Below are 17,598 nucleotides of genomic sequence, written 5' to 3'. Positions count from 1 at the left end.
CCTGATCAAGGCTTGAGCTGGTTCGATGTTGAGGCGTCATTCATGGTCAAACGTCGGGCGGCATCCGGTGCCCTGGAGACGCCCTGAGGGTCGACTGAGTCGAACCTCGTCTCAGATCGGGCTGGCTGTGCCGTCGTGGGTCATCTTCAGGCCCCCGCTTGATAGTCCCCGAGTCGGGCAGCAGCTGTGGGGGAGGGGCGGGAACGTCCCGCCGGTGGAGATGGCGCCGCGACCTGTGATCCAGCGGCAAGCCAGTCCCAGGGTGGGACTGGCGCGGCAGACGGCGCCCTGTCGGCCTCAGTTCTGTTCAAGAAGTGTGCCCGATGAAGTTGATGAGCGGAGTGCAACCTATCCCCAACGCCCGCCGGCTCACACTGAGGTTAAGGGGCCGTGTGACCGGATGAACGGACCTCCACCCTATGGCCGGGTCGCCTGCTCCTGTCGTGCTACCTGGTCCGCCTGATGAGCCAGGGCTGGTCCATCCCTGCCGACAGGCTCGACAAAGAGATTGCCAGTACCCGGCCTGAGGCTAGCCATTTCTGTATCTGCGGCTCCGGTATATCTTCTGCTCCACTCCGCGCGCCCACTTGGGCAACTTCTTCAGAAGAGGGATGTATCGCAGAGCCGGTGCAGCAAATTTGCTAGCAATTAGCAGAGTGCCGGCGCCGCCGCCGAGGAGCAGCAGATGACTGCGCATCGCCGTCCAGGTCCCACTGAATGCCCTAAAGAGGTGGCTCCGCTCAAATGTAACCGGGTCCTGGGTAAGAAACAGGAGAACGGAAACGAAGAGAGCTGCGGTCATAGCCGTCCGCATGACCGAACCACCGCGAGCTCTCGAAAACGCCGCAAAGGACCGGAACTCGTTATCTCGAGAAACTACGCCCTTGCTTCGCCAGAAGTAGACGAGGACCTTGCTTTTGCTGAACAGGTTTATCGCACGATCGAGATATGGTTCCCACACGAGGCCCTCGAGAATTCGCGTGTAGTGCATCTCGGGCGCCTGCTGGTAGCTCTGCAGTGAGGCAGGCACTACGGCAAGACAGTTGACATGCTGCACGTCCACGACCAGATGTGACCAGTCAAGGTCCGATGAAACCGCAACCGTCTCGCGGAGCTCATTTACTCGCATATCGAGAAGTGCGCCCGCACGGCGGTGTCCGAGGCGGTGCCAAGTCCACATCCGCCCAGGGTTCCTGACCGGAAGGCGAAATCTGAGGTAAACCTCCTCCTCTGCCTCTATCGCTCGAGCCGGGAAAATCTCCCACAGTGAGAACTCTGCCGTGCTTATCTTCGAGTCGCGAACGCATTTTCTTGTGTCGAGTGACATAAGGATCATCGGCCCATCACCGTCGTCGTAGACCCGCTCTCCGTTCCCGTCTGTGGCAACACTGACGGCCGTATTGCCGAAGACAAGATTCAGGTCTGCGGTGCGATTCAGCATCCGGGGAATTACGTCTGTCAACTCCCCTTCAGCGGTTCCGAAAGGTACGGCGATCCGGAAGGAGTCCAACGCTGAGGAGGATGGTCTTACCTTCAAGCCGATGTCACACAAGAACAAGGACCTGCGAAATAGGCCCGGCAGGCACCACAGATTGATGTCAAGCTTGCAGACTTCGAATGCAGGTGGCCTGGGATGGCGGACGACCGCGAAGAAGCCCATTAAGCTTCACCTTCGAAGAACCGAGGGGTGTAGCCGAGCGTGAGGGCACTCGACGGGGGGTGCAGGTGCCTTACTTTAGTTCGGCGTTGTCAAGCATGGAAGGTGTTGCGAAGTCCGCCGCCGCGAGCTGCTCCGCCAGTGACCACTGCAGGACAAGCTCATCCTCGCCAAAGCCGTATCTGTTCAACTCAAGAGAAGCTTGGCCAAAGCCGAACGGTACCAGAAGTGAGCGTACGCTCGCGGAGTGCTGGTTCCGCACTGTCAGAAATCCGACTTCCGTCTCTTCTCGAGCCCATCTGCAAAGACAATTCTGCACCAAACGACGGCCCACGCCTCTTCGGCGCATTGTCGGGTCAACCCAGAGCGTGCTGAGCTTGAAGCGGTCCGGGCCCTTTGGCGTTTCAACCGCTACCCCGACCAGATGTTGGCCTCCGGCACGCCCGAGGGCTACGGCGACGGTGCACCTAGCTTGCCCGTCTAGAACCTCGCCTAGCCTCCGGAAGAGTTGCTGGTCCCCCTGAGGATAGAGCTGCCTCACTGTGGGTCCTACCGACTGCATGACTGGCAGCAGATCGATGCCTTGAAGTGGCCGGATCAGGATGTCGTAGCAGGGCAGTTGGGCCAGCGAGGCATCGGGGGCGGTAGCGATAGCATCGACCAGAGGGGTTTGGGCGACTTTGGGCGTAACGGCCGAGACAGTGCCGTTTGGGCGGTGACCTGGAAAGAGTGCCACCGCTACCCCCTAACCATTCCGGTAGCCTCTGGTTGCCCGCGGCTAACGACTGCATGCCGCACGGCGATGTGCGCGCTGCCTAAAGATCGCGTCCGAAGGACGGCACCGTACCATGCCCGCGTTAACGGCAGCTACCACCCACAGTCGAGGCCTACCCGTAGTGCTGGCGTCCAAACAGAGCAGGGTTTGCGGCTCAACGCGGCATCCGCGACCTCAAGCGTACCCAACCTTGGTAAACGACCCGGTCCTTCGACGGAAACGCGCCTATCGGTCAAAGCTGGAATCCGAGGTGCGAATGAGTTCCCCCGCTTTGATGGAGCGGTGGTTACCTGCTCCCGGCTGGTGCAGGGATGGCGATAGGTGGCTCGGCTGGTTGCGTCTGGCGGCTGTGCCAGGCGGTCTCCTACTCGTCCGGGCTGAGGTAGCCCAGTTCCTTCTGGATGCGGCGGGTGTTGTACCACCCGTCGATGTAGGCGAAAATCGCGTTCTCGGCCTCGTCGCGGGTCCGCCAGCTCGTGCGGTAGACGAGTTCGATCTTCAGCGTTGACCAGAAGTTCTCCATCAGCGCGTTGTCGTAGGAGTCGCCGACGGAGCCCATCGACGGCAGGATCCCGTTGTCCTGTAAGCGTTGCGCGAAGCGAAACGACGTGTAGTTCGATCCCCTGTCCGAGTGGTGGATCAGCTGCCCGTCGCGGACGTCGCGCGACCAGATGCCGTATTCGAGTGCGGCGAGGATCAGGTCGGTGTCGCAGCGGTCGGCGGTCTTCCAACCGACGATCCGGCGGGAGAAGACGTCACGGACCGCGGCGAGCCAGAACACGCCCTCGCCGCAGGGGATGCGGGTGGCGTCGGCGACCCAGAGCCGGTTCGGCCCGGCCGCGGTGAACTGCCGGTTGACCAGATCCGGCGCCGGCGTGTGCCGTGGATCCTGCCGGGTGGAGCCGCCCCGCCAGCCGCGACGCAGGAACGCACCCTGCCAGCCGTGGGCCGCCATCAACCGCTCGACGCGTTTGCGACCCACACCGATGCCGTCACGGCGTAGCTGCCGATGCACCCGGTCCGCGCCGTAGGTGCGTCCGGAGGTCTCCCAGATCTCGTAGATGTTCGACAACAGGCCCAGGTCGACCACGTCGCGGTCGCAGGGCTGCTCGGCCTGCCTGACCCACGCGTAGTAGGTCGAGGCGCCGATGTTCAGGACCCGTAGCAGGAGCGCGACCGCGAACTGGTCACGGTGTTCATAAATGAACGTCATGACCGTCGCCGGGTCGGGCCGAGCTCCGCCGCGAAATACGCGCTCGCCGCTTTCAGGATCTCGTTCGCCCGCCGCAGCTCGGTGACTTCTCTGCGCAGCTGGCGGTTCTCCTCAGCCATCTTGCTGGTCGGCCGGTCGTGACGCTCGCCGGCGTCGGCCTCGGCTTGGCGGATCCAGTTCCGCAATGCCTCGTGATGCACGCCCAGCTGCTCGGCCAGGCGCCGGATCACCGGCTTCGGGTCCGACTCGCGGTACAAGCGCACAGCGCGGACGTAGCTCGTCGGGGTACTTCTTCGGTGCTGCCACGGACGACTTCCTCCCCATGGCCATCAGGCCATGGTCAAGAAGCTCCATAAAGCGGGGGTGGCTCAGAAGCCCTGACGCACGACCGGACCGACCGGCTGGCTTCCGTAGCGGTCTTGGTGGTCCCATTCGTGGATGAGGTGGGACGAGTGCGTGCTGGAGGTGCTGGAGCACCTGGGGGAGATGGGTCTGGTCGGGCTGGTCAAGATTGACGGGGAGCGGGAGCGCAAGCCCTGGACCGTGGTGATCTCGGGTCAGGGGCTCGACGGCGCGTCGATCAGGGTCGACGGCCACAGCCTCGACTACTGCCTGAAGGATGCGGTCGCCGCGCTTCATGAGCGCTTCCCGGACGAACTCGCGCTGCGCTGAGATCCGACCGTGGGGGCGGTTTCCCGGCGGCTTGCCGCCGGCCGGGCTTGCCGCCCGCACCGCGCGGAGCGCGGTGCCTTGATCTACAACAGGCCTATTCGGCAATTCCTCGCCCAGGATGGATGCCCCAGGATGGATGACCAGGGCGGATCGGTGGGGTGGACTTGTCCGCTGGCTCCATTGCCACAGCGCGGTTGTGCGTTTGGCGTTGGCGAGCCGTCAAGAGCGCCGTCATTAATCCGACTGAAGGGCGATCGCATCCTTCACCGACTACGACTGGTCCGTTAGCCTGGCCTATTCCTTGTCGTTGGGAGGGGAAGTGGATCTAGTCCTATTCAAGCTTCGCGATGATCTCGACGAGGGTGATTGGGGTCTCAGGGCTGTGGTCGACGAGGAATATAAGCCAGTCCCCGTCAAGGAGATAGTTGGCCTAGAGATCGGCCTGTACGTTAAGACTGCCAAGGTTAATGTACCCAAATGGCAGAAAGACTTGATGCTTTTGGCGCTCGACCAGGCTGCAGAGGAAATAATTGGGCTCAAGAATCAGAGCACAGGGGCGGTAGTCCGAATAGAGCGAAGCGGCCACCGCTTCCTGCTCGTCTACGGCACAGGTCGTCACGCGGTTGATTCAAGTTCGATTGAGGCTGGATTTGGCCTGAGGGTGGCGGCGAATGTAGTTGACCCTGAAGCGCTGAGGGGTGTAGATACACGGGCGATCGTCGGCTCGGGACGAAGTCAAGTTATCTCGATGCCGTCGGCTGGCTCTCTGCACAAGCTTGGCATCGAACCCACCGCTGATCTCGTTCGATACTTAGAAGGAAAGCCACCAGAAGAGCTTGGCACGGGTGTGGCGGGGGGTGATTCCCTACGGCTCACGATGAAGTCCTTTAGTTATAGATCGTTGCCGGAGAAGCTTGATGAAGTAATCGCGGCGTATGATTCGCGGGAGTACAAAGAGAAGTTTCCGTTCTTGGATTACTTTACTCGCGTTCCCCGCACAAGAGGCGAACTCCACTTGAAACTTAAAGCGGAGTTGGATAAGAAGATCCTGTCGGGTGGCGAGGACATCGAATTTATGAATCCCGACTCGGATCGGCTGGCCAGGCCTGATCGTGTTCTTCTTAAATGGGGTCGCAAGTCTTACCAAGTTCAAGGTGAGATAAACAAGGATGCCGTCTTGGGGGCCGTTTCTCAATGGGACATCCCCGATCCGATGGCATCAGTTCAAGTTCATGCCTTTTACGAGGGCGTCGAGAAGCCTGTTAAGACCTCGCTCATGCCCTACGTTGTGGCAGAGGTGGAGCTAGGCGAGGGGATTTATGCGCCATGCGCTGGCGCATGGTATCGCATCGATAGAGACCACCTTGCGGGCCTGCAGGAACGGATCCGGCGAATTCCTGACCTGACTGAAGAATTGTCGCTGCGCTCCTGGTTTGCTGGAGCGGAAGATGAAGGCGATTACAATCTCGAGGCGTTGGGTAGTAACATCGACCACGTGGTTTTGGATCAGTCCCTTTTCTACAGCAAAGGAGGAAGGAATCTAAAAGTAGAAATTTGCGATCTGCTGACGCGTCGCAAGGAGCTGATTTGTGTGAAGAAAATGAAAGAGTCCTCGCCTACGCTTTCTCACCTTTTTGCGCAGGGTGCGGTTTCGGCTCGACTCTTTAGCGACAGTAGGCAGTATCAGAGCGCTGTTCTACAACACTTCAACAAAATGGCTCAGGCTACCAGGGTGGGAGCCTTGGGGGACTGGAAGATTGTTTTTGCAATAGCTACTGACAAGCCTGGAAAGCTTGCGGATTCACTGTTCTTTTTCAGCAAGGTCAATCTTGACCTTGCTGAGCGTGCTATCCGTGGCGCTGGACTGGGTGTCGCGCTAGCGAAGATCGATCTTGTTAAGCCTGGGGTGGTCCCATCCACCCGTCGGAGTGCAGGTAAAGACAGGGTGATACGTCGTGGTGACGATCGCAGCGAAAGACCGCGGCTCTTTTAGGGGCGCAAATAGCTCGATGGTTGGAATTTGCTCATCTTCGAAGCCAGCGGTGGTGGATCGCAATCGGGTCGAGCGGCGCGGCGGCACGTTAGGCGCGAAGATCCGGTGTGTGCCTCTAGCGGCCTGGATGGGAGTTGAGGCGGAGGGCCGGCGAGTACAGTTCAGGTTGGTCCATCTCCCGGTGCCTTGAGGGCTTCAAACTGCTATTGGTGGGGCTTTTCGTTGTCCAATGGCAGTATCTGCACGCCCTTTCTAAGAGCAAACAACTCCCTGCGGGCTATAGCTTCGCCTTCTTGGTGCAGTTGGTAGCCCGTCAAGCCACACCCACCCGTCATAAGTGTGGAGATCCCTGCGGATTTTAATCAGGCGGCAGAGGATCGGTTGTGCGAACTGTGGGCTTGCTGAAGTGGTCAGATACAACACGTCACCGGCCTTCACGTCGGCTCTTCCGGTACCTCCAGGCGCGTAGGGTCTCGCCGGCCGCCGTCAGTCGCGGGCATCCGTCGTCAGAGCACTTCGAGCAGACTGACCGGTGATGGAAGTCGATGACGTAGCCAGCCATCAGGACGGGGAACGAGGGCTCTGGCTGCCGCTGAGGAGTCAGCATGGTTCACCGCTGGTTGAGGCGCTTGAGGGCCTGCGACGAGCGCCAGGCGGCGGCCACGGTCATCAAGGGCTGCTCTGGGACCGGGACAGAGGCCTCCTCGACGAGGACTGACGACGGGTGGTGCGTCAGCTCCAGGCTCTCAGCTGCCACCTCGGCAGTTCTGTCGAGGTGGCAGAGGAAGGTGCTCGACAACCTGTTCGGGCTACAGACCGGGGGTCACTAATCGTCATCAGTCTGTGACGGAGTTGGGGTCGCAGGTTGACGCGGCGCTGCGACCGTCGGGCATGGCCGTTCAAATGCTGCTGAAGGCGCGGCGGCTCAGTGTCTTGCTGGCGGCTGCCATTCTCGTGCTGGCCGGGTTGACCGCTTGCACGCCTGAGATCAAAGGCGTTACCGGCGTGGGCGTGGATGCCGATGGGCAGCCCGTTGCGGTTTTGTCCTGGTGCGCGGACCGTCCGCCAGACGTTGTTATGTTCTTTGCCGAACGGGCGTCGATCTCGCCATCCCCGTCCGCCGTGGCGACTTCCACGAGCTGGCCCTACTGGCCGGGACGACGGTACGCCGTACCGCGTGCGGCGACCTCGCCGACGACGGTGCCTCTGGAGGGCTTCCCACGTGACCCGGCCCCCAGCCCGAACGCGGCCTTCCAGCTGTTCGGTGTCGCCAGCGACAGCAGCTTCACCTCGCGTTCGGTGACCTTCCGGCTTACTGAATTGGAAGACATGCGGCCCGGATCGGTTCTGATCACCGAAATTGTGGGCAACGGCGAGGTGCAGAGAAGCGTATCTGTCGATGAGTTCGCGAGTCTCGGAAAGGACGCATGCTGATCAGCGGTAGTGGGCCGCAGTTGTGTATGTGGGGAACCCGCCCGGTTTGTGGACTCCCCGATGCGCCGGGTGAGGCCGTAGTGCGTCGCGGCGCTACGGCCGCCCAGCGACCTGGGCGACGAACCTGGCCCAGGCTGCCGGGGTGAAGGTCAGTGCCGGACCGGCAGCGTCTTTCGAGTCGCGTACCGCCACGACACCGGGCAGGTTGCGCGCCACCTCGACGCAGTTGCCGCCGCTCGCGCCGCTGCGGGTGGACTTGCGCCACCGGGCGTTACTGAGGTCCATGATGGCTCTCAACTTCCTTCAGCAGGTGGACTAACGGCGCGGTAGCGCGGCGATTTGAGCCATGGTCGAACGCGGCGCATTGATCCGGCGCAAAGGGCTCGCGCGCCTGACTATAGTTACGGCCGCCCGGCGACCTGGGCGACGAACGCCCGCCAGGCTGCCGGGGCGAAGGCCAGGATCGGGCCCGCAGGATCCTTGCTGTCTCGGACACCGATGACGCCGGGCAGGTTGTCAGCAACTTCGACGCAGTTGCCCCCCGACGATCCGCTGCGCCGGGACTTGCGCCAGGTGGCGTTAGTGAGGTCCATGATGGCTGTGCACTTCCTTCATCAACTCGTTGGACTGTCGGCGCGGGAGTGCTTCGTTCCTCACGTTCTCCCACCTCGTCTGGAGAGTATGTAACCCATCTTCGTTGTCGACCACGATCCCGCCTAGCTGATTTTCGAGGTGCCCGACCCAGGACCCGTCGCCAGCCCGCGCCAGCGCGAACGGCCCGGACAGCCCGATATGGAGGCCAGCGCCGGCCGGGATCACGTGGATGTGAACGTGCGGCAACTCGGCGACGGTGATGAGGTGAGCGACCTGCTCGGCCATGATGCCGGCGTGCTCATCGCCGGCGCGGCGGAGCGTGGACTCATCCAGCACGGCCACCACCTGCGGAGGGCTATCGCCGGTGAGGATCTTGTGTCGGCTCATGCGAGCGCTTACCTGCTGGTCGACCTCGGTGGCCGACATGAGGTCGTTCAAGCGCATCACGACGCGGGCGTAGTTCTCGGTCTGGAGTAGGCCCGGGATCAGTAGTGGCTCGAAGAGACAAAGCTGTCGCGCGCCACGCTCGGCGTCCAGCCACGGCAGAAACCATGACGGTGCGCCGAGTTTCACCACCAGGCGTCCGAACAACCCGTCGTTGTTGAAGGCGCGGTCCGCTCCCCGGATGAAGTCCATCGTCAGCGCTCGGGTACCGCTCTCCACGGCGCTGACATGCGAAGCGCTGAAGCCCGCCGCCCGGCCGAACGACTCCTGCGTCATCCCGGATGCTCCACGAGCACGGCGGATCTCGCTCACGATGAAGTCCGCGAGGGGACTGGGCACGTCAGCCATTCAACGCTCCTCAAATCGGAGATCGACTACCCGAGGTGCCACACCCCTGGGGCCTCTCCCGCCAGCTCCGGCCCGGACACCTGGAACGCCTTCCGAGCGTAGTGGCCTGGCAGCAGAGTGTCACCAGGCGGCGCGGCCGGTAGGGACGACGAAACCCGGCGGTCGCGTTCGTAGCGGGGCCGCTCCCGACGGGCGAGCACTCACGGGAGCGGCACCCTCCCAACGGCGCCAAGGGGAAGACCGTGCCCGACGACAAACCCCAGGAGATCGGCAAGATGAAGGCCGGGGATGTGGTCCACCTGACCACTGCGGCCAGCGTGCAGTTTCTGCGCCCGATCTTCGTACGTGTCATCCGCGAGTTGCCCGAGCGGCACACGTACGACGGGTGGGTCTGGATCGAGGGTTACCAGCTGAACGCGGCGGGCGACGCGGTGGCGCGGCGCGAGCTGTACGTGAGGCGAGCCGGCGTGCGGTGGCAGGCCCTGCCCGTCGCACCGATCAGGCCAGCCAAACGCCGGCGAGACCCGGTGCGGGTCGGATGATCGCGCGCCCTCGCCCGCACCTGCCGGTGCGCCCGGCGTGGCGGTGTCGCAACTGCGCCGCGCCCTGGCCGTGCGGGCCGGCTCGGCTCGCCCTCGTGGCCGAGTTCTACGGTCATTCGATCGCCCTGGCGTTCTACCTGGCCGCGTCCATGCGGGAGGCGATCGACGACGCGTACGACCTGGGGTTGCGCCCTGATCTACCCACGCTCCACGCCCGGTTCCTCGGCTGGATGTCCCTCGCCCGTCGGCGTCGCCGGTCACATCGGCTCTGAGCGGTATACCTCAGAGTCATATTCATACCTCTGAGGTATACCGCTCAATGTCGCAACCGCCCCGACGGAGGCTACCGACGGTTACCGCCGCCTGCGCCTACAGCTCCAGCCAGGTAAGGATCTACTCGTCTAGTGCTTCTTGAACACCGGCATGGTGTCCAGCGTGGTGGTGATGTTCTGCGTGGTGCCGCCCCGGTACGTCTTCCCGGTGGAGATGTCGGTCCAGCTGTTGCCTGGCGGGAACCACACCGACGTCGTGGCGGTGGTGCCCGGCGTCGTCACCGGTGCCACCAGGTAGTCCGGGCCGTAGAGGTACTGCGAACCGGCGGTGGCGTACGCGGCCTGCTCATTGGGGTACGCCAGGTACATCGACCGGACGATGGGCGTACCCGTGCGGGTGGCCTCCTTGGCGGCGGCGTAGGTGTACGGCTGCAGTTCCTTGCGCAGGTTCAGGAACTTCTTGGCCGACGCGTTCGCCGCCGGGCCGTACTGCCAGGGCAGCCGGTCGCTGTGGTTGGAGTGCAGCCGGTCGATCGGCTGGAACGTGCCGAACTGCACCCACCGGGCGTACAGGTCGTCGGGCAGCTTGGTGCTGCCCGGTTCGCTGCCCGGCTCTCGCAGGCCGCCGGTGTGTCCGCCGATGTCGTGGCTGACCGCGGCCAGCCCGGTCGCGGCCGACTCACCCGGCGTGTAGCCGACCTCCATCTGCAGGGTCGACCAGTCGGAGGTGGTGTCGCCGGTGAAGTGCAGCGTGGTGCGCTTGTCGGCCCATGGGCCGGTCGCCACCGGGGTCGGGCTGCCGTAGCCACCGGCCTGCAACGAGCCGTACGCGCGGGAGAACGCGAAGCCGGTCTTGTCGGCGTACTGCTGGTTGATCCACGCGTCAGCCGTCACCCCGGCGAGGGAGGACTTCGTGTTGTCGCAGCACCAGTCCAGCCACCAGAGGTCCGGGCCCTTGGTGCCCTTCGGGATCATCCCGTCGTGCAGCTGCATATATGCCTTGAGCTGGTCCGGGTCGCCGAAGTCGAACGCGTAGCAGTCGGGCCCGCCGTTGCAGCCGACGCGCTGGAGCTTGCCCTTCGCGGTGGCCTGCGCCTGGGCGAACTTCGGGTCCGAGCCGAGGATGCTCGGGTGGATGTTGATGCCGGTGTGCAGGCCCTGCTTCCTGGCCCAGTCGAAGAACGCCTTCGGGTCAGGGATGCGGGTGGGGTCGATGCTCCAGCCGTTCCACTTGTCCGGCGCCTTGATGTCCGTGTCAAGGACAAGAACATCCATGGGTACGCCCTCAGCCCTCGCCCGGGCCACCAGGTCCTGGAATTCGGTGGCGGTGCGGTCGTAGTACTCGGAGTACCACACCCCGTACGCCCACTTCGGCAGCAGCTTGGTGGGCCCGGTCAGGGTGGACAGGTCCTGCAGACCACGGGTGAAGTCCTGCCCGTACGCGAAGACGTAGCCGTCCTGCTCCGCGGCGGGCCGGGGCTTGGTGGTGCTCAGGGCCGAGGCCGAGTCGTCGAGCAGGTACCAGCCGTCCTGGTAGAGCAGACCCGGGGCGGTGAGCGCGGCACCGGTCACGCCGTCCAGACCCCGGCGGTAGCCGCCAAGCGGCGCGTGCGGGGCGAGCAGCGGCGAGTCCTTGCTCGTGACGGCGACCGTGTCGACGTTGACGTTGCAACTGGCGTCCGTGGGGCAGCCCAGCGTCACCGTGTTGGTGCCACGGTCGAGGTGGACCGGGACGGAAACGGTGTTCCAGTAGTCCCAACCGCTGGTCGGCGCGAGGGTCGCCGTGACCGGCGCCGCCGTTCCGGCCGTTACCGACATGGTGCGCGCCTGGCTCGGCTGGGCGCCGGCCTGGCCGTTGGCATAGCGGATCTGCACCTGGTAGTCACCCGGCGACGGAACATCCGTCACGGTGAGCGCGACTGCAGACGTGGTGCTCTCCAGGCCGGCCAGGAACCCCGTACCGGAAGCGCCGTTGTGGTCGTTCGCGGGCTTCGCGCCGCCGGTCAGCGTGCCGGTCTCGGCCTCTCCCAGCGTGCCGAATCGCAGGGACTGCGGCTCGGGGGCGGCCGGCGCCGGGAACGGATCACCCGGGTTGACCACCGCGAGGCTGTCGATGTTCACATTGCCGGAGTCGTTGGGACCCCGCACGACGCTGATCTCGTGCCGACCCGCGGTGAGGTCGACCGGCACGCTGGCCAGGCCCCAGGTGTCCCAGTTCGCGGTGGGCGGCAGCGTCAGCGTACGGCCGGCGTCGCCGTCGATGAGAACCGTCAGGGTGCGGGCCACGTTCTGGCCGTCGCCGCCGGTGCTGTTGGCGTAGCGGACCGAGAGCTGCTTCGTGCCGCCCTCCGGCGCGTCGAGCGCGAACGTGACCGAGTCGCCGGACGAGGCGAAACCGGCCGCGAAGCCGCGCCCGGTGTATCCCCGGTGGTCGGTGGCCACGCCGGGACCGTTCAACTGGAGTGATTCGGCCTCGCAGAGCGCGCCGAACGCGCACGCCGGAGCGGTGTGGCCGGCCCAGGGCTGGCCCTGCACGAGCTGCTTACCGGTCTTGAGCCGCACTGTCAGGTTGTCGGCGGTGAACGCGCCCGAGCCGACCTGGTACCGCACCGTCATCGCGCCGGTGTCGATGGTGAGCCAGCCGTGCTCGACGTGCTTCGTGAAACGCGTACGGGGGAAGTCGTCGCGCCCGATGGCGTTGAACGTGGCGGCGTCGGTGAACCGGCCGTCCTTCTGGTACTCGGTGCGGATCAGGGTCGGGGACAGCACCTCGAAACGTGCGTTGCCCGACCGTACGGCTGCGTCCTGCGCCTGGTGGTGGCTGGCCTGCGCCGGCCCGGGCGGAGCGAGAGCCAGCCCCGTGCTGAGAATGCCGACTGCGGCGGCTGCTGTCGCGCGGCGGCGCGGTGAGTTCCGATAGAGCAAGATGCGCTCCTCGTCTCATATGGAGGAAATAAGTCGTTGACAACGCTGTCACTCGCCGGAAACGCGTGTCAACGGGCCTCGGACGGTGTCCCTTCTCTCTTTCGCGCACCACCCGTGCATGACCACCAGCGCGCACGACGGCCGCACCTTCGGACCGGTTCGCCGCACGCCGACGCCCGGGATGATCCACTCCAGGTCGGCGATCTGGGGGTATCAGGCCGCTCGGATGCCGCCACCTCGGCGATCTGGAGTGGATCGCGCCGCGCCGCGCCGTCCGCCGCGCCGCGAGACGCGGGCCGCCGCCCGCCGCCTGTCAGCAGCGTGCGGCGGCCAGTGGGGCTGCGCCGGCCAGGGCCTCGACCGTCGTCGTCGGCGCGGCTGACTCCGCCACTGTCGGCGAAGGCGAAGGCGAAGGCGAGGGCGAAGGCGAAAGCGAAGGTGACGGCGACGGCGGGACGGCGGCGACCAGGGAGGCCGAGGTGCGTTGGACCTGCTTCGGCGCCATCCGGATGCCGATGGCGGTCGTCTGGTGGCCGTACACGTCAATGACCCTGATGGTGTACGGCCCGGGGCCGATCCCGTCCTCGATGCTCCAGTAGTTGTCGACCTGGCGGGCCGCCTTGCGAAAGCCCCCGCTCGACCCCTGCGCCTCGACCGAGCGCAGCGGGTTGCCGTGGTTGCCGACCTGCACGGCGAACCACCACTGCGACGCGCCGCCCTTCATCCGAAAGGTGAGGCCGCCGTCGAGCGGTGGGTCCACCACCGCCCGGTACGTCACCTGCGCGATGCCCTGCGCCCGGTCGGCGATCCGGGCGAACGCCTCGTCGGAGAGGTCGATCTTGCTGGGTCCGCACCCGCCGCACTGGTCCATGACCATCACCCGGACCGTGCCCTTCGGGCCGCTGACATCCAGGTAACTGCCGCAGGCCGCCGCCCCGGCGTACTGCGAGGCGCCGAGGGCCACGTAGAGCCGGTCCGTGGGAGGGCCCGGGAAGGAGCAGGTGCCGCCCGAGCGGCCCGCGTCGTAGAAGCTCGCCGTTCCCTTGTGGACGGTGTTACCCGCGGGCGGCGCGGCGCAGGCCGGGGCGGCGCCGCCGCGTACGGCGAGGGTGACGCCGAGTACGGCGGCCAGGGCGGCGATCCCGGTGCCAGCCAACCAGTGCCTGACCCGCCGATTCAACCGGGGCGTGCCGTTGTCGCCGGCCGGGGTGGCGTTCTCCGGATCCATGGCTGGTGCCGTCACGGCGGCTGATGTTGCCGTACCGTGCCACGGCAGCGCAAAGCCGTCGAGCGGACCGTCACGCCCCGGATCGGCGAGGGCGCACTCCGTTGCGGCGGCCGTGACTTCTCGTATGGCCACGGCGCCTGCGTGCGGCGTTCTAGGCTCCGAGATATGGCGGTGGCGTGCCCTTCTCGACATTGGCGCACAAGTCCGGGCAATGCCCTCACCGGATGATTCCCCTCGCGAGGCGCGAACTCAGACAGGGAGGAAGCACGCATGGCGGTCAAGACGAAGACACGTCCCGGCACCACGGAGATTCGCCCGGTCCAGGTGGAAATCCCTCAAGCGGACCTGGACGACATGAAACGACGGATCGCCGCCACGCGTTGGCCGGAAAAGGAAATCGTCGACGACCAGTCGCAGGGCGTGCCACTCGCGACGATCCAGGCCCTCGCCCGTTACTGGGAAAATGAGTACGACTGGCGCAAGGTCGAATCACGGCTGAACGCCCTACCGCAGTTCATGACCACCATCGACGGGGTGGACATTCACTTCATCCACGTGCGTTCGAAGCACGAGGACGCCCTTCCGCTCATCGTCACGCACGGGTGGCCCGGATCGGTGATCGAGCAGTTGAAGATCATCGAGCCGCTCACCGACCCCACCGCACACGGCGGCAGCGCGTCGGACGCCTTCCACGTGGTGATCCCGTCGCTACCCGGCCACGGCTTCTCCGGCAAGCCGACAGCGCTGGGCTGGAACCCGCAGAAGATCGCGACCGCCTGGACCGAGCTGATGACGCGCCTCGGCTACTCGCGGTTCGTCGCCCAGGGCGGCGACTGGGGCGCGGTCATCGTGGACCAGATGGGCGTGCAGGCGCCGCCGGAACTGCTCGGCATCCACACCAACATGGCCGGCGCGGTCCCACCCGAGATCGACCTGTTGTTCCAGGGCGACACCACCGGCGCGAACAATGCCATGGGCTCACTGCCCTCGGGTCTGTCCGACGACGAGATGCGCGCGGCCACCGAACTGGACTACGTCTGGAAGCACGTCGCGTACGCCCTGATGATGGCGACGCGTCCGCAGACGCTGACCGGGCTGGCGGACTCTCCGGTCGGCCTGGCGGCCTTCCTGCTCGACCACGACGCGAAGAGTCTGGCCCTGATCGCGCAGGTCTTCGACGGCGCCCAGGCGGGTCTGACCCGCGACGACATCCTGGACAACATCTCGCTCTACTGGTTGACGAACACCGCGATCTCGGCGGCCCGCCTGTACGCGGAGAACAAGCTCTCGTTCTTCGCCGCCAAGGGCGTCAACGTCCCGGTGGCCGTGAGCGTCTTCCCCGACGAGCTGTACGAGGCCCCGCAGAGTTGGGCGGAGCAGGCGTACCCGAACCTCATCTACTTCAACGAGCTCGACGTGGGCGGGCACTTCGCGGCCTGGGAGCAGCCGAAGATCTTCTCCGAGGAGGTGCGCACCGCCTTCCGGTCGCTTCGCTAGTTGGCCGTGCACCTGCCCCCGCTGAACGGGGCGGTCGAGTGGCTCAACTCCGCGCCGCTCGGCCCCGCCGAGCTGCGGGGTCGCGTCGTCCTGGTGAACTTCTGGACGCTGACCTGCATCAACTGGCTGCGCCAGGAGCCGTACGTCCGGGCCTGGTCGCAGGCCTACCGCGACGACGGCCTCGTCGTCGTCGGGGTGCACACGCCGGAGTTCACCTTCGAGCATCAGGTCGACTGGGTGCGCCGGGCGGTCGCGGCGCGCTCGATCGACTACCCGGTCGCGGTCGACAACGACTACGCGGTCTGGCGTGCCTTCGACAACCAGTACTGGCCCGCGCTCTACTTCGTCGACACGGACGGGGTCATCCGCGACGAGCACTTCGGAGAGGGGCGCTACGAGCAGTCCGAGCGGAGGCTTCAGCAACTGCTCGGCGTCGAGCGCGACCCCGTACCCGTCGATGGGCTCGGCCCGGAGGCGGAGGCCGACTGGGGCAACCTGCGGACGCCCGAGACGTACCTCGGGTTCAGTCGCGGCGAACACTTCGCGTCGCCGAACGGCCCCGCGCTCGACGAACGCCGCGCCTACGACCTCCCCGATGCCCTGGCCCTCAACCAGTGGGCCCTGGCCGGGGAGTGGACGATCGGGTCGGAGAACGTCGTGGTCGATCAAGCCGGCGGCAGCATCGCCTTCCGGTTCCACGCCCGCGACGCGCATCTCGTGCTGGCCCCCGGGGCGGGACGGTCGATCCCGTTCCGGGTGCTCCTCGACGGCGAGGCTCCCGGCCCCTCCCACGGGGTCGACGTCGACGCCGATGGCAACGGCGTCCTGGAGGACGGCCGCCTGCGTACCTCAGGGCCGGGGTGTAGGCGGGCGTCCGTCGCGTACCGGTCGGCGAGTGTCTTCTCCGCGGCCTCGTCGCCGTCGTCGGCGGCGAGCAGTAACGCGGCGATCTCGTCCACGAGGGTGAGGTCGGCGTCGGCGAGGTCGTCGGTCATCGCGCCGAAGCCGTCCCAGAGCAGCAACTCGTCCTTGCGCCGATGGGCCAGCTCGTGCAGGACGTAGTCATGGATGAACCACGGGCCGTGGAGCGGCAGTTCCGGGCTCACGCCGTAGGAGTCGGGATCGATCGCCCCGGCCCGGTACGCCGACCAGACCCGCGCCGCCGAGTCGAAGAGCCCTGTCGTCGGATCGATGTCGTAGCCGTCGAACCGCCGGGGTCGCTGTACGGGTAGTGCTGTCGGTAGTTGTCGATGTCCATAGGGCAAGTCTTCGTCCTGCCACCGTGTCAGGGTCAAGGCGTCCGCACGCGATAGTGTCGCCTGCTGTGACAGCGCCCGAGATCTCCATCGCCACGCCAGCAGACCGTTCCGCGGTGGTCGACTCGCTGGTCGCCGCGTTCGTCAAGGATCCCGTCCTGCGGCACCTGTTCCCCGACGAGGCGACCTATCCGCGCTACGCCGCCACCTTCTTCGGGAATCTCTTCGACAGGCGGGTGCACCGGTCGTCGATCTGGACGATCGGCGGGGGTGCGTCCGTCGCCATCTGGGAGCCCTCGGCCGAATCCCTGGCGGCCGGGCACGGATCGCCGGCGGAAGCTCGATACCCCGCTGACGTGCGGGCCCGCGTCCAGGGCTACGACGAGGCCGTGCACGCGGCCCTGCCGACGTACCCGTTCTGGTATCTCGGTGTCCTCGGCACCCACCCGGACAGCGCCGGACGCGGCTGGGGCCGCGCGGTGATGCGGGCCGGGCTGGCCCGCGCCGCCGCCGACGGCCTGCCGGCGATCCTGGAGACCAGCAACCCCGCCAACGTCGAGCTGTACCGCCGCGCCGGCTGGGAGGTGGTGGGGTCGCTGTCGGAGCCCAGGCCCACCTGGATCATGCAGCAGTCACCCCGCTGAGCCGTGGCCGCCGCCGGCTGCCAGCCCTGCCTCCCCGCCCACCCGACCGTTGCGGGCATCGGATGTCGGGTGGGCCACCTGCCCTGCCGCCTAGCGTTGCTGCT

The 17,598-nt window shown here is 65.7% G+C and carries 16 protein-coding genes and 1 pseudogene; 8 read left to right on the top strand and 9 right to left on the bottom strand.

The genetic code is table 11. From position 1 onward, the window contains the following. Window positions 1-529: 529 nt before the first annotated feature. The 4 genes and pseudogenes from ABZT87_RS10915 to ABZT87_RS10900 form a co-directional block, all read right to left on the bottom strand. Window positions 530-1,660, bottom strand: coding sequence for a hypothetical protein (locus ABZT87_RS10915; protein ID WP_355135055.1), 1,131 nt, complete (start codon window positions 1,658-1,660; stop codon window positions 530-532). A gap of 70 nt (window positions 1,661-1,730) precedes the next feature. Continuing rightward, a complete protein-coding gene (locus ABZT87_RS10910) occupies window positions 1,731-2,219 on the bottom strand; it encodes a GNAT family N-acetyltransferase (RefSeq protein WP_355135398.1) in 489 nt (162 codons plus the stop codon). A gap of 577 nt (window positions 2,220-2,796) precedes the next feature. Further along, a complete protein-coding gene (locus tag ABZT87_RS10905) occupies window positions 2,797-3,645 on the bottom strand; it encodes an IS3 family transposase (protein WP_355135053.1) in 849 nt (282 codons plus the stop codon). Next, a pseudogene (locus ABZT87_RS10900) lies at window positions 3,642-3,929 on the bottom strand (transposase); the annotation flags it as partial. The gene ABZT87_RS10905 and the pseudogene ABZT87_RS10900, both read right to left, overlap by 4 nt. A gap of 154 nt (window positions 3,930-4,083) precedes the next feature. Here ABZT87_RS10900 and ABZT87_RS10895 point away from each other — a divergent pair. From ABZT87_RS10895 to ABZT87_RS10885, 3 genes are all read left to right on the top strand, one after another. Further along, entirely contained in the window at window positions 4,084-4,317 is a 234-nt protein-coding gene (locus ABZT87_RS10895; RefSeq protein WP_355064285.1) for a hypothetical protein, read from the top strand. A 319-nt stretch (window positions 4,318-4,636) separates the two neighbouring features. After that, the gene (locus ABZT87_RS10890) at window positions 4,637-6,310 is read left to right on the top strand and encodes a DUF6119 family protein (RefSeq protein WP_355135051.1); all 1,674 of its coding nucleotides are present in this window, start codon (window positions 4,637-4,639) and stop codon (window positions 6,308-6,310) included. Window positions 6,311-7,201: 891 nt separating this feature from the next. Further along, on the top strand, window positions 7,202-7,744 hold the full coding sequence (locus ABZT87_RS10885; protein WP_355135049.1) for a hypothetical protein: 543 nt from the start codon (window positions 7,202-7,204) through the stop codon (window positions 7,742-7,744). 93 nt (window positions 7,745-7,837) lie between these two features. Here ABZT87_RS10885 and ABZT87_RS10880 read toward each other — a convergent pair whose 3' ends face one another. The 3 genes from ABZT87_RS10880 to ABZT87_RS10870 form a co-directional block, all read right to left on the bottom strand. Next, window positions 7,838-8,029 (bottom strand): DUF397 domain-containing protein, encoded by a 192-nt coding sequence (locus tag ABZT87_RS10880; RefSeq protein ID WP_355064293.1) that lies wholly within the window; start codon window positions 8,027-8,029, stop codon window positions 7,838-7,840. A 116-nt stretch (window positions 8,030-8,145) separates the two neighbouring features. Beyond that, entirely contained in the window at window positions 8,146-8,337 is a 192-nt protein-coding gene (locus ABZT87_RS10875) for a DUF397 domain-containing protein (RefSeq protein ID WP_355135047.1), read from the bottom strand. Then, a complete protein-coding gene (locus ABZT87_RS10870; RefSeq protein WP_354856633.1) occupies window positions 8,324-9,130 on the bottom strand; it encodes a helix-turn-helix transcriptional regulator in 807 nt (268 codons plus the stop codon). The genes ABZT87_RS10875 and ABZT87_RS10870 overlap by 14 nt, the downstream gene beginning before the upstream one ends. Before the next feature lie 275 nt (window positions 9,131-9,405). On the opposite strand from ABZT87_RS10870, the gene ABZT87_RS10865 reads away from it, so the two are divergent. Beyond that, a complete protein-coding gene (locus ABZT87_RS10865) occupies window positions 9,406-9,672 on the top strand; it encodes a hypothetical protein (RefSeq protein WP_354856692.1) in 267 nt (88 codons plus the stop codon). 95 nt (window positions 9,673-9,767) lie between these two features. Next, complete coding sequence (locus ABZT87_RS10860) at window positions 9,768-9,944, top strand: hypothetical protein (RefSeq protein WP_355135045.1); 177 nt, start codon at window positions 9,768-9,770, stop codon at window positions 9,942-9,944. 129 nt (window positions 9,945-10,073) lie between these two features. Here the strand turns inward: ABZT87_RS10860 and ABZT87_RS10855 are convergent, their stop codons facing one another. Both ABZT87_RS10855 and ABZT87_RS10850 read right to left on the bottom strand, forming a co-directional pair. Next, window positions 10,074-12,869, bottom strand: a complete 2,796-nt coding sequence (locus tag ABZT87_RS10855) for a TIM-barrel domain-containing protein (protein ID WP_355135043.1) — start codon at window positions 12,867-12,869, stop codon at window positions 10,074-10,076. Between the two features lie 313 nt (window positions 12,870-13,182). Then, window positions 13,183-14,112 (bottom strand): expansin EXLX1 family cellulose-binding protein, encoded by a 930-nt coding sequence (locus tag ABZT87_RS10850; protein WP_355135041.1) that lies wholly within the window; start codon window positions 14,110-14,112, stop codon window positions 13,183-13,185. Between the two features lie 255 nt (window positions 14,113-14,367). Here ABZT87_RS10850 and ABZT87_RS10845 point away from each other — a divergent pair, with 255 nt between their 5' ends. From ABZT87_RS10845 to ABZT87_RS10835, 3 genes are all read left to right on the top strand, one after another. After that, window positions 14,368-15,594, top strand: a complete 1,227-nt coding sequence (locus tag ABZT87_RS10845; RefSeq protein WP_355135039.1) for an epoxide hydrolase family protein — start codon at window positions 14,368-14,370, stop codon at window positions 15,592-15,594. 6 nt (window positions 15,595-15,600) lie between these two features. Continuing rightward, complete coding sequence (locus ABZT87_RS10840) at window positions 15,601-16,656, top strand: redoxin family protein (protein WP_355135037.1); 1,056 nt, start codon at window positions 15,601-15,603, stop codon at window positions 16,654-16,656. 262 nt (window positions 16,657-16,918) lie between these two features. Beyond that, complete coding sequence (locus ABZT87_RS10835; RefSeq protein WP_355135035.1) at window positions 16,919-17,494, top strand: GNAT family N-acetyltransferase; 576 nt, start codon at window positions 16,919-16,921, stop codon at window positions 17,492-17,494. Window positions 17,495-17,598 lie beyond the last annotated feature (104 nt).

Source organism: Micromonospora sp. NPDC005237, assembly GCF_040607775.1.
In the GTDB taxonomy this organism is placed as follows: domain Bacteria; phylum Actinomycetota; class Actinomycetes; order Mycobacteriales; family Micromonosporaceae; genus Micromonospora.
Note: the sequence above shows the minus strand (reverse complement) of the source record. Positions and strands in the feature narration are given on the sequence as shown.

Bases quoted from the DNA above. Each gene is read 5' to 3' on its own strand.
- ABZT87_RS10865 (WP_354856692.1), top strand. From the start codon at position 9,406: ATGAAGGCCGGGGATGTGGTCCACCTGACCACTGCGGCCAGCGTGCAG.
- ABZT87_RS10885 (WP_355135049.1), top strand. From the start codon at position 7,202: ATGGCCGTTCAAATGCTGCTGAAGGCGCGGCGGCTCAGTGTCTTGCTG.
- ABZT87_RS10915 (WP_355135055.1), bottom strand. From the start codon at position 1,660: ATGGGCTTCTTCGCGGTCGTCCGCCATCCCAGGCCACCTGCATTCGAA.
- ABZT87_RS10895 (WP_355064285.1), top strand. From the start codon at position 4,084: ATGAGGTGGGACGAGTGCGTGCTGGAGGTGCTGGAGCACCTGGGGGAG.
- ABZT87_RS10845 (WP_355135039.1), top strand. From the start codon at position 14,368: ATGGCGGTCAAGACGAAGACACGTCCCGGCACCACGGAGATTCGCCCG.
- ABZT87_RS10875 (WP_355135047.1), bottom strand. From the start codon at position 8,337: ATGGACCTCACTAACGCCACCTGGCGCAAGTCCCGGCGCAGCGGATCG.
- ABZT87_RS10870 (WP_354856633.1), bottom strand. From the start codon at position 9,130: ATGGCTGACGTGCCCAGTCCCCTCGCGGACTTCATCGTGAGCGAGATC.
- ABZT87_RS10880 (WP_355064293.1), bottom strand. From the start codon at position 8,029: ATGGACCTCAGTAACGCCCGGTGGCGCAAGTCCACCCGCAGCGGCGCG.
- ABZT87_RS10905 (WP_355135053.1), bottom strand. From the start codon at position 3,645: ATGACGTTCATTTATGAACACCGTGACCAGTTCGCGGTCGCGCTCCTG.
- ABZT87_RS10910 (WP_355135398.1), bottom strand. From the start codon at position 2,219: ATGCAGTCGGTAGGACCCACAGTGAGGCAGCTCTATCCTCAGGGGGAC.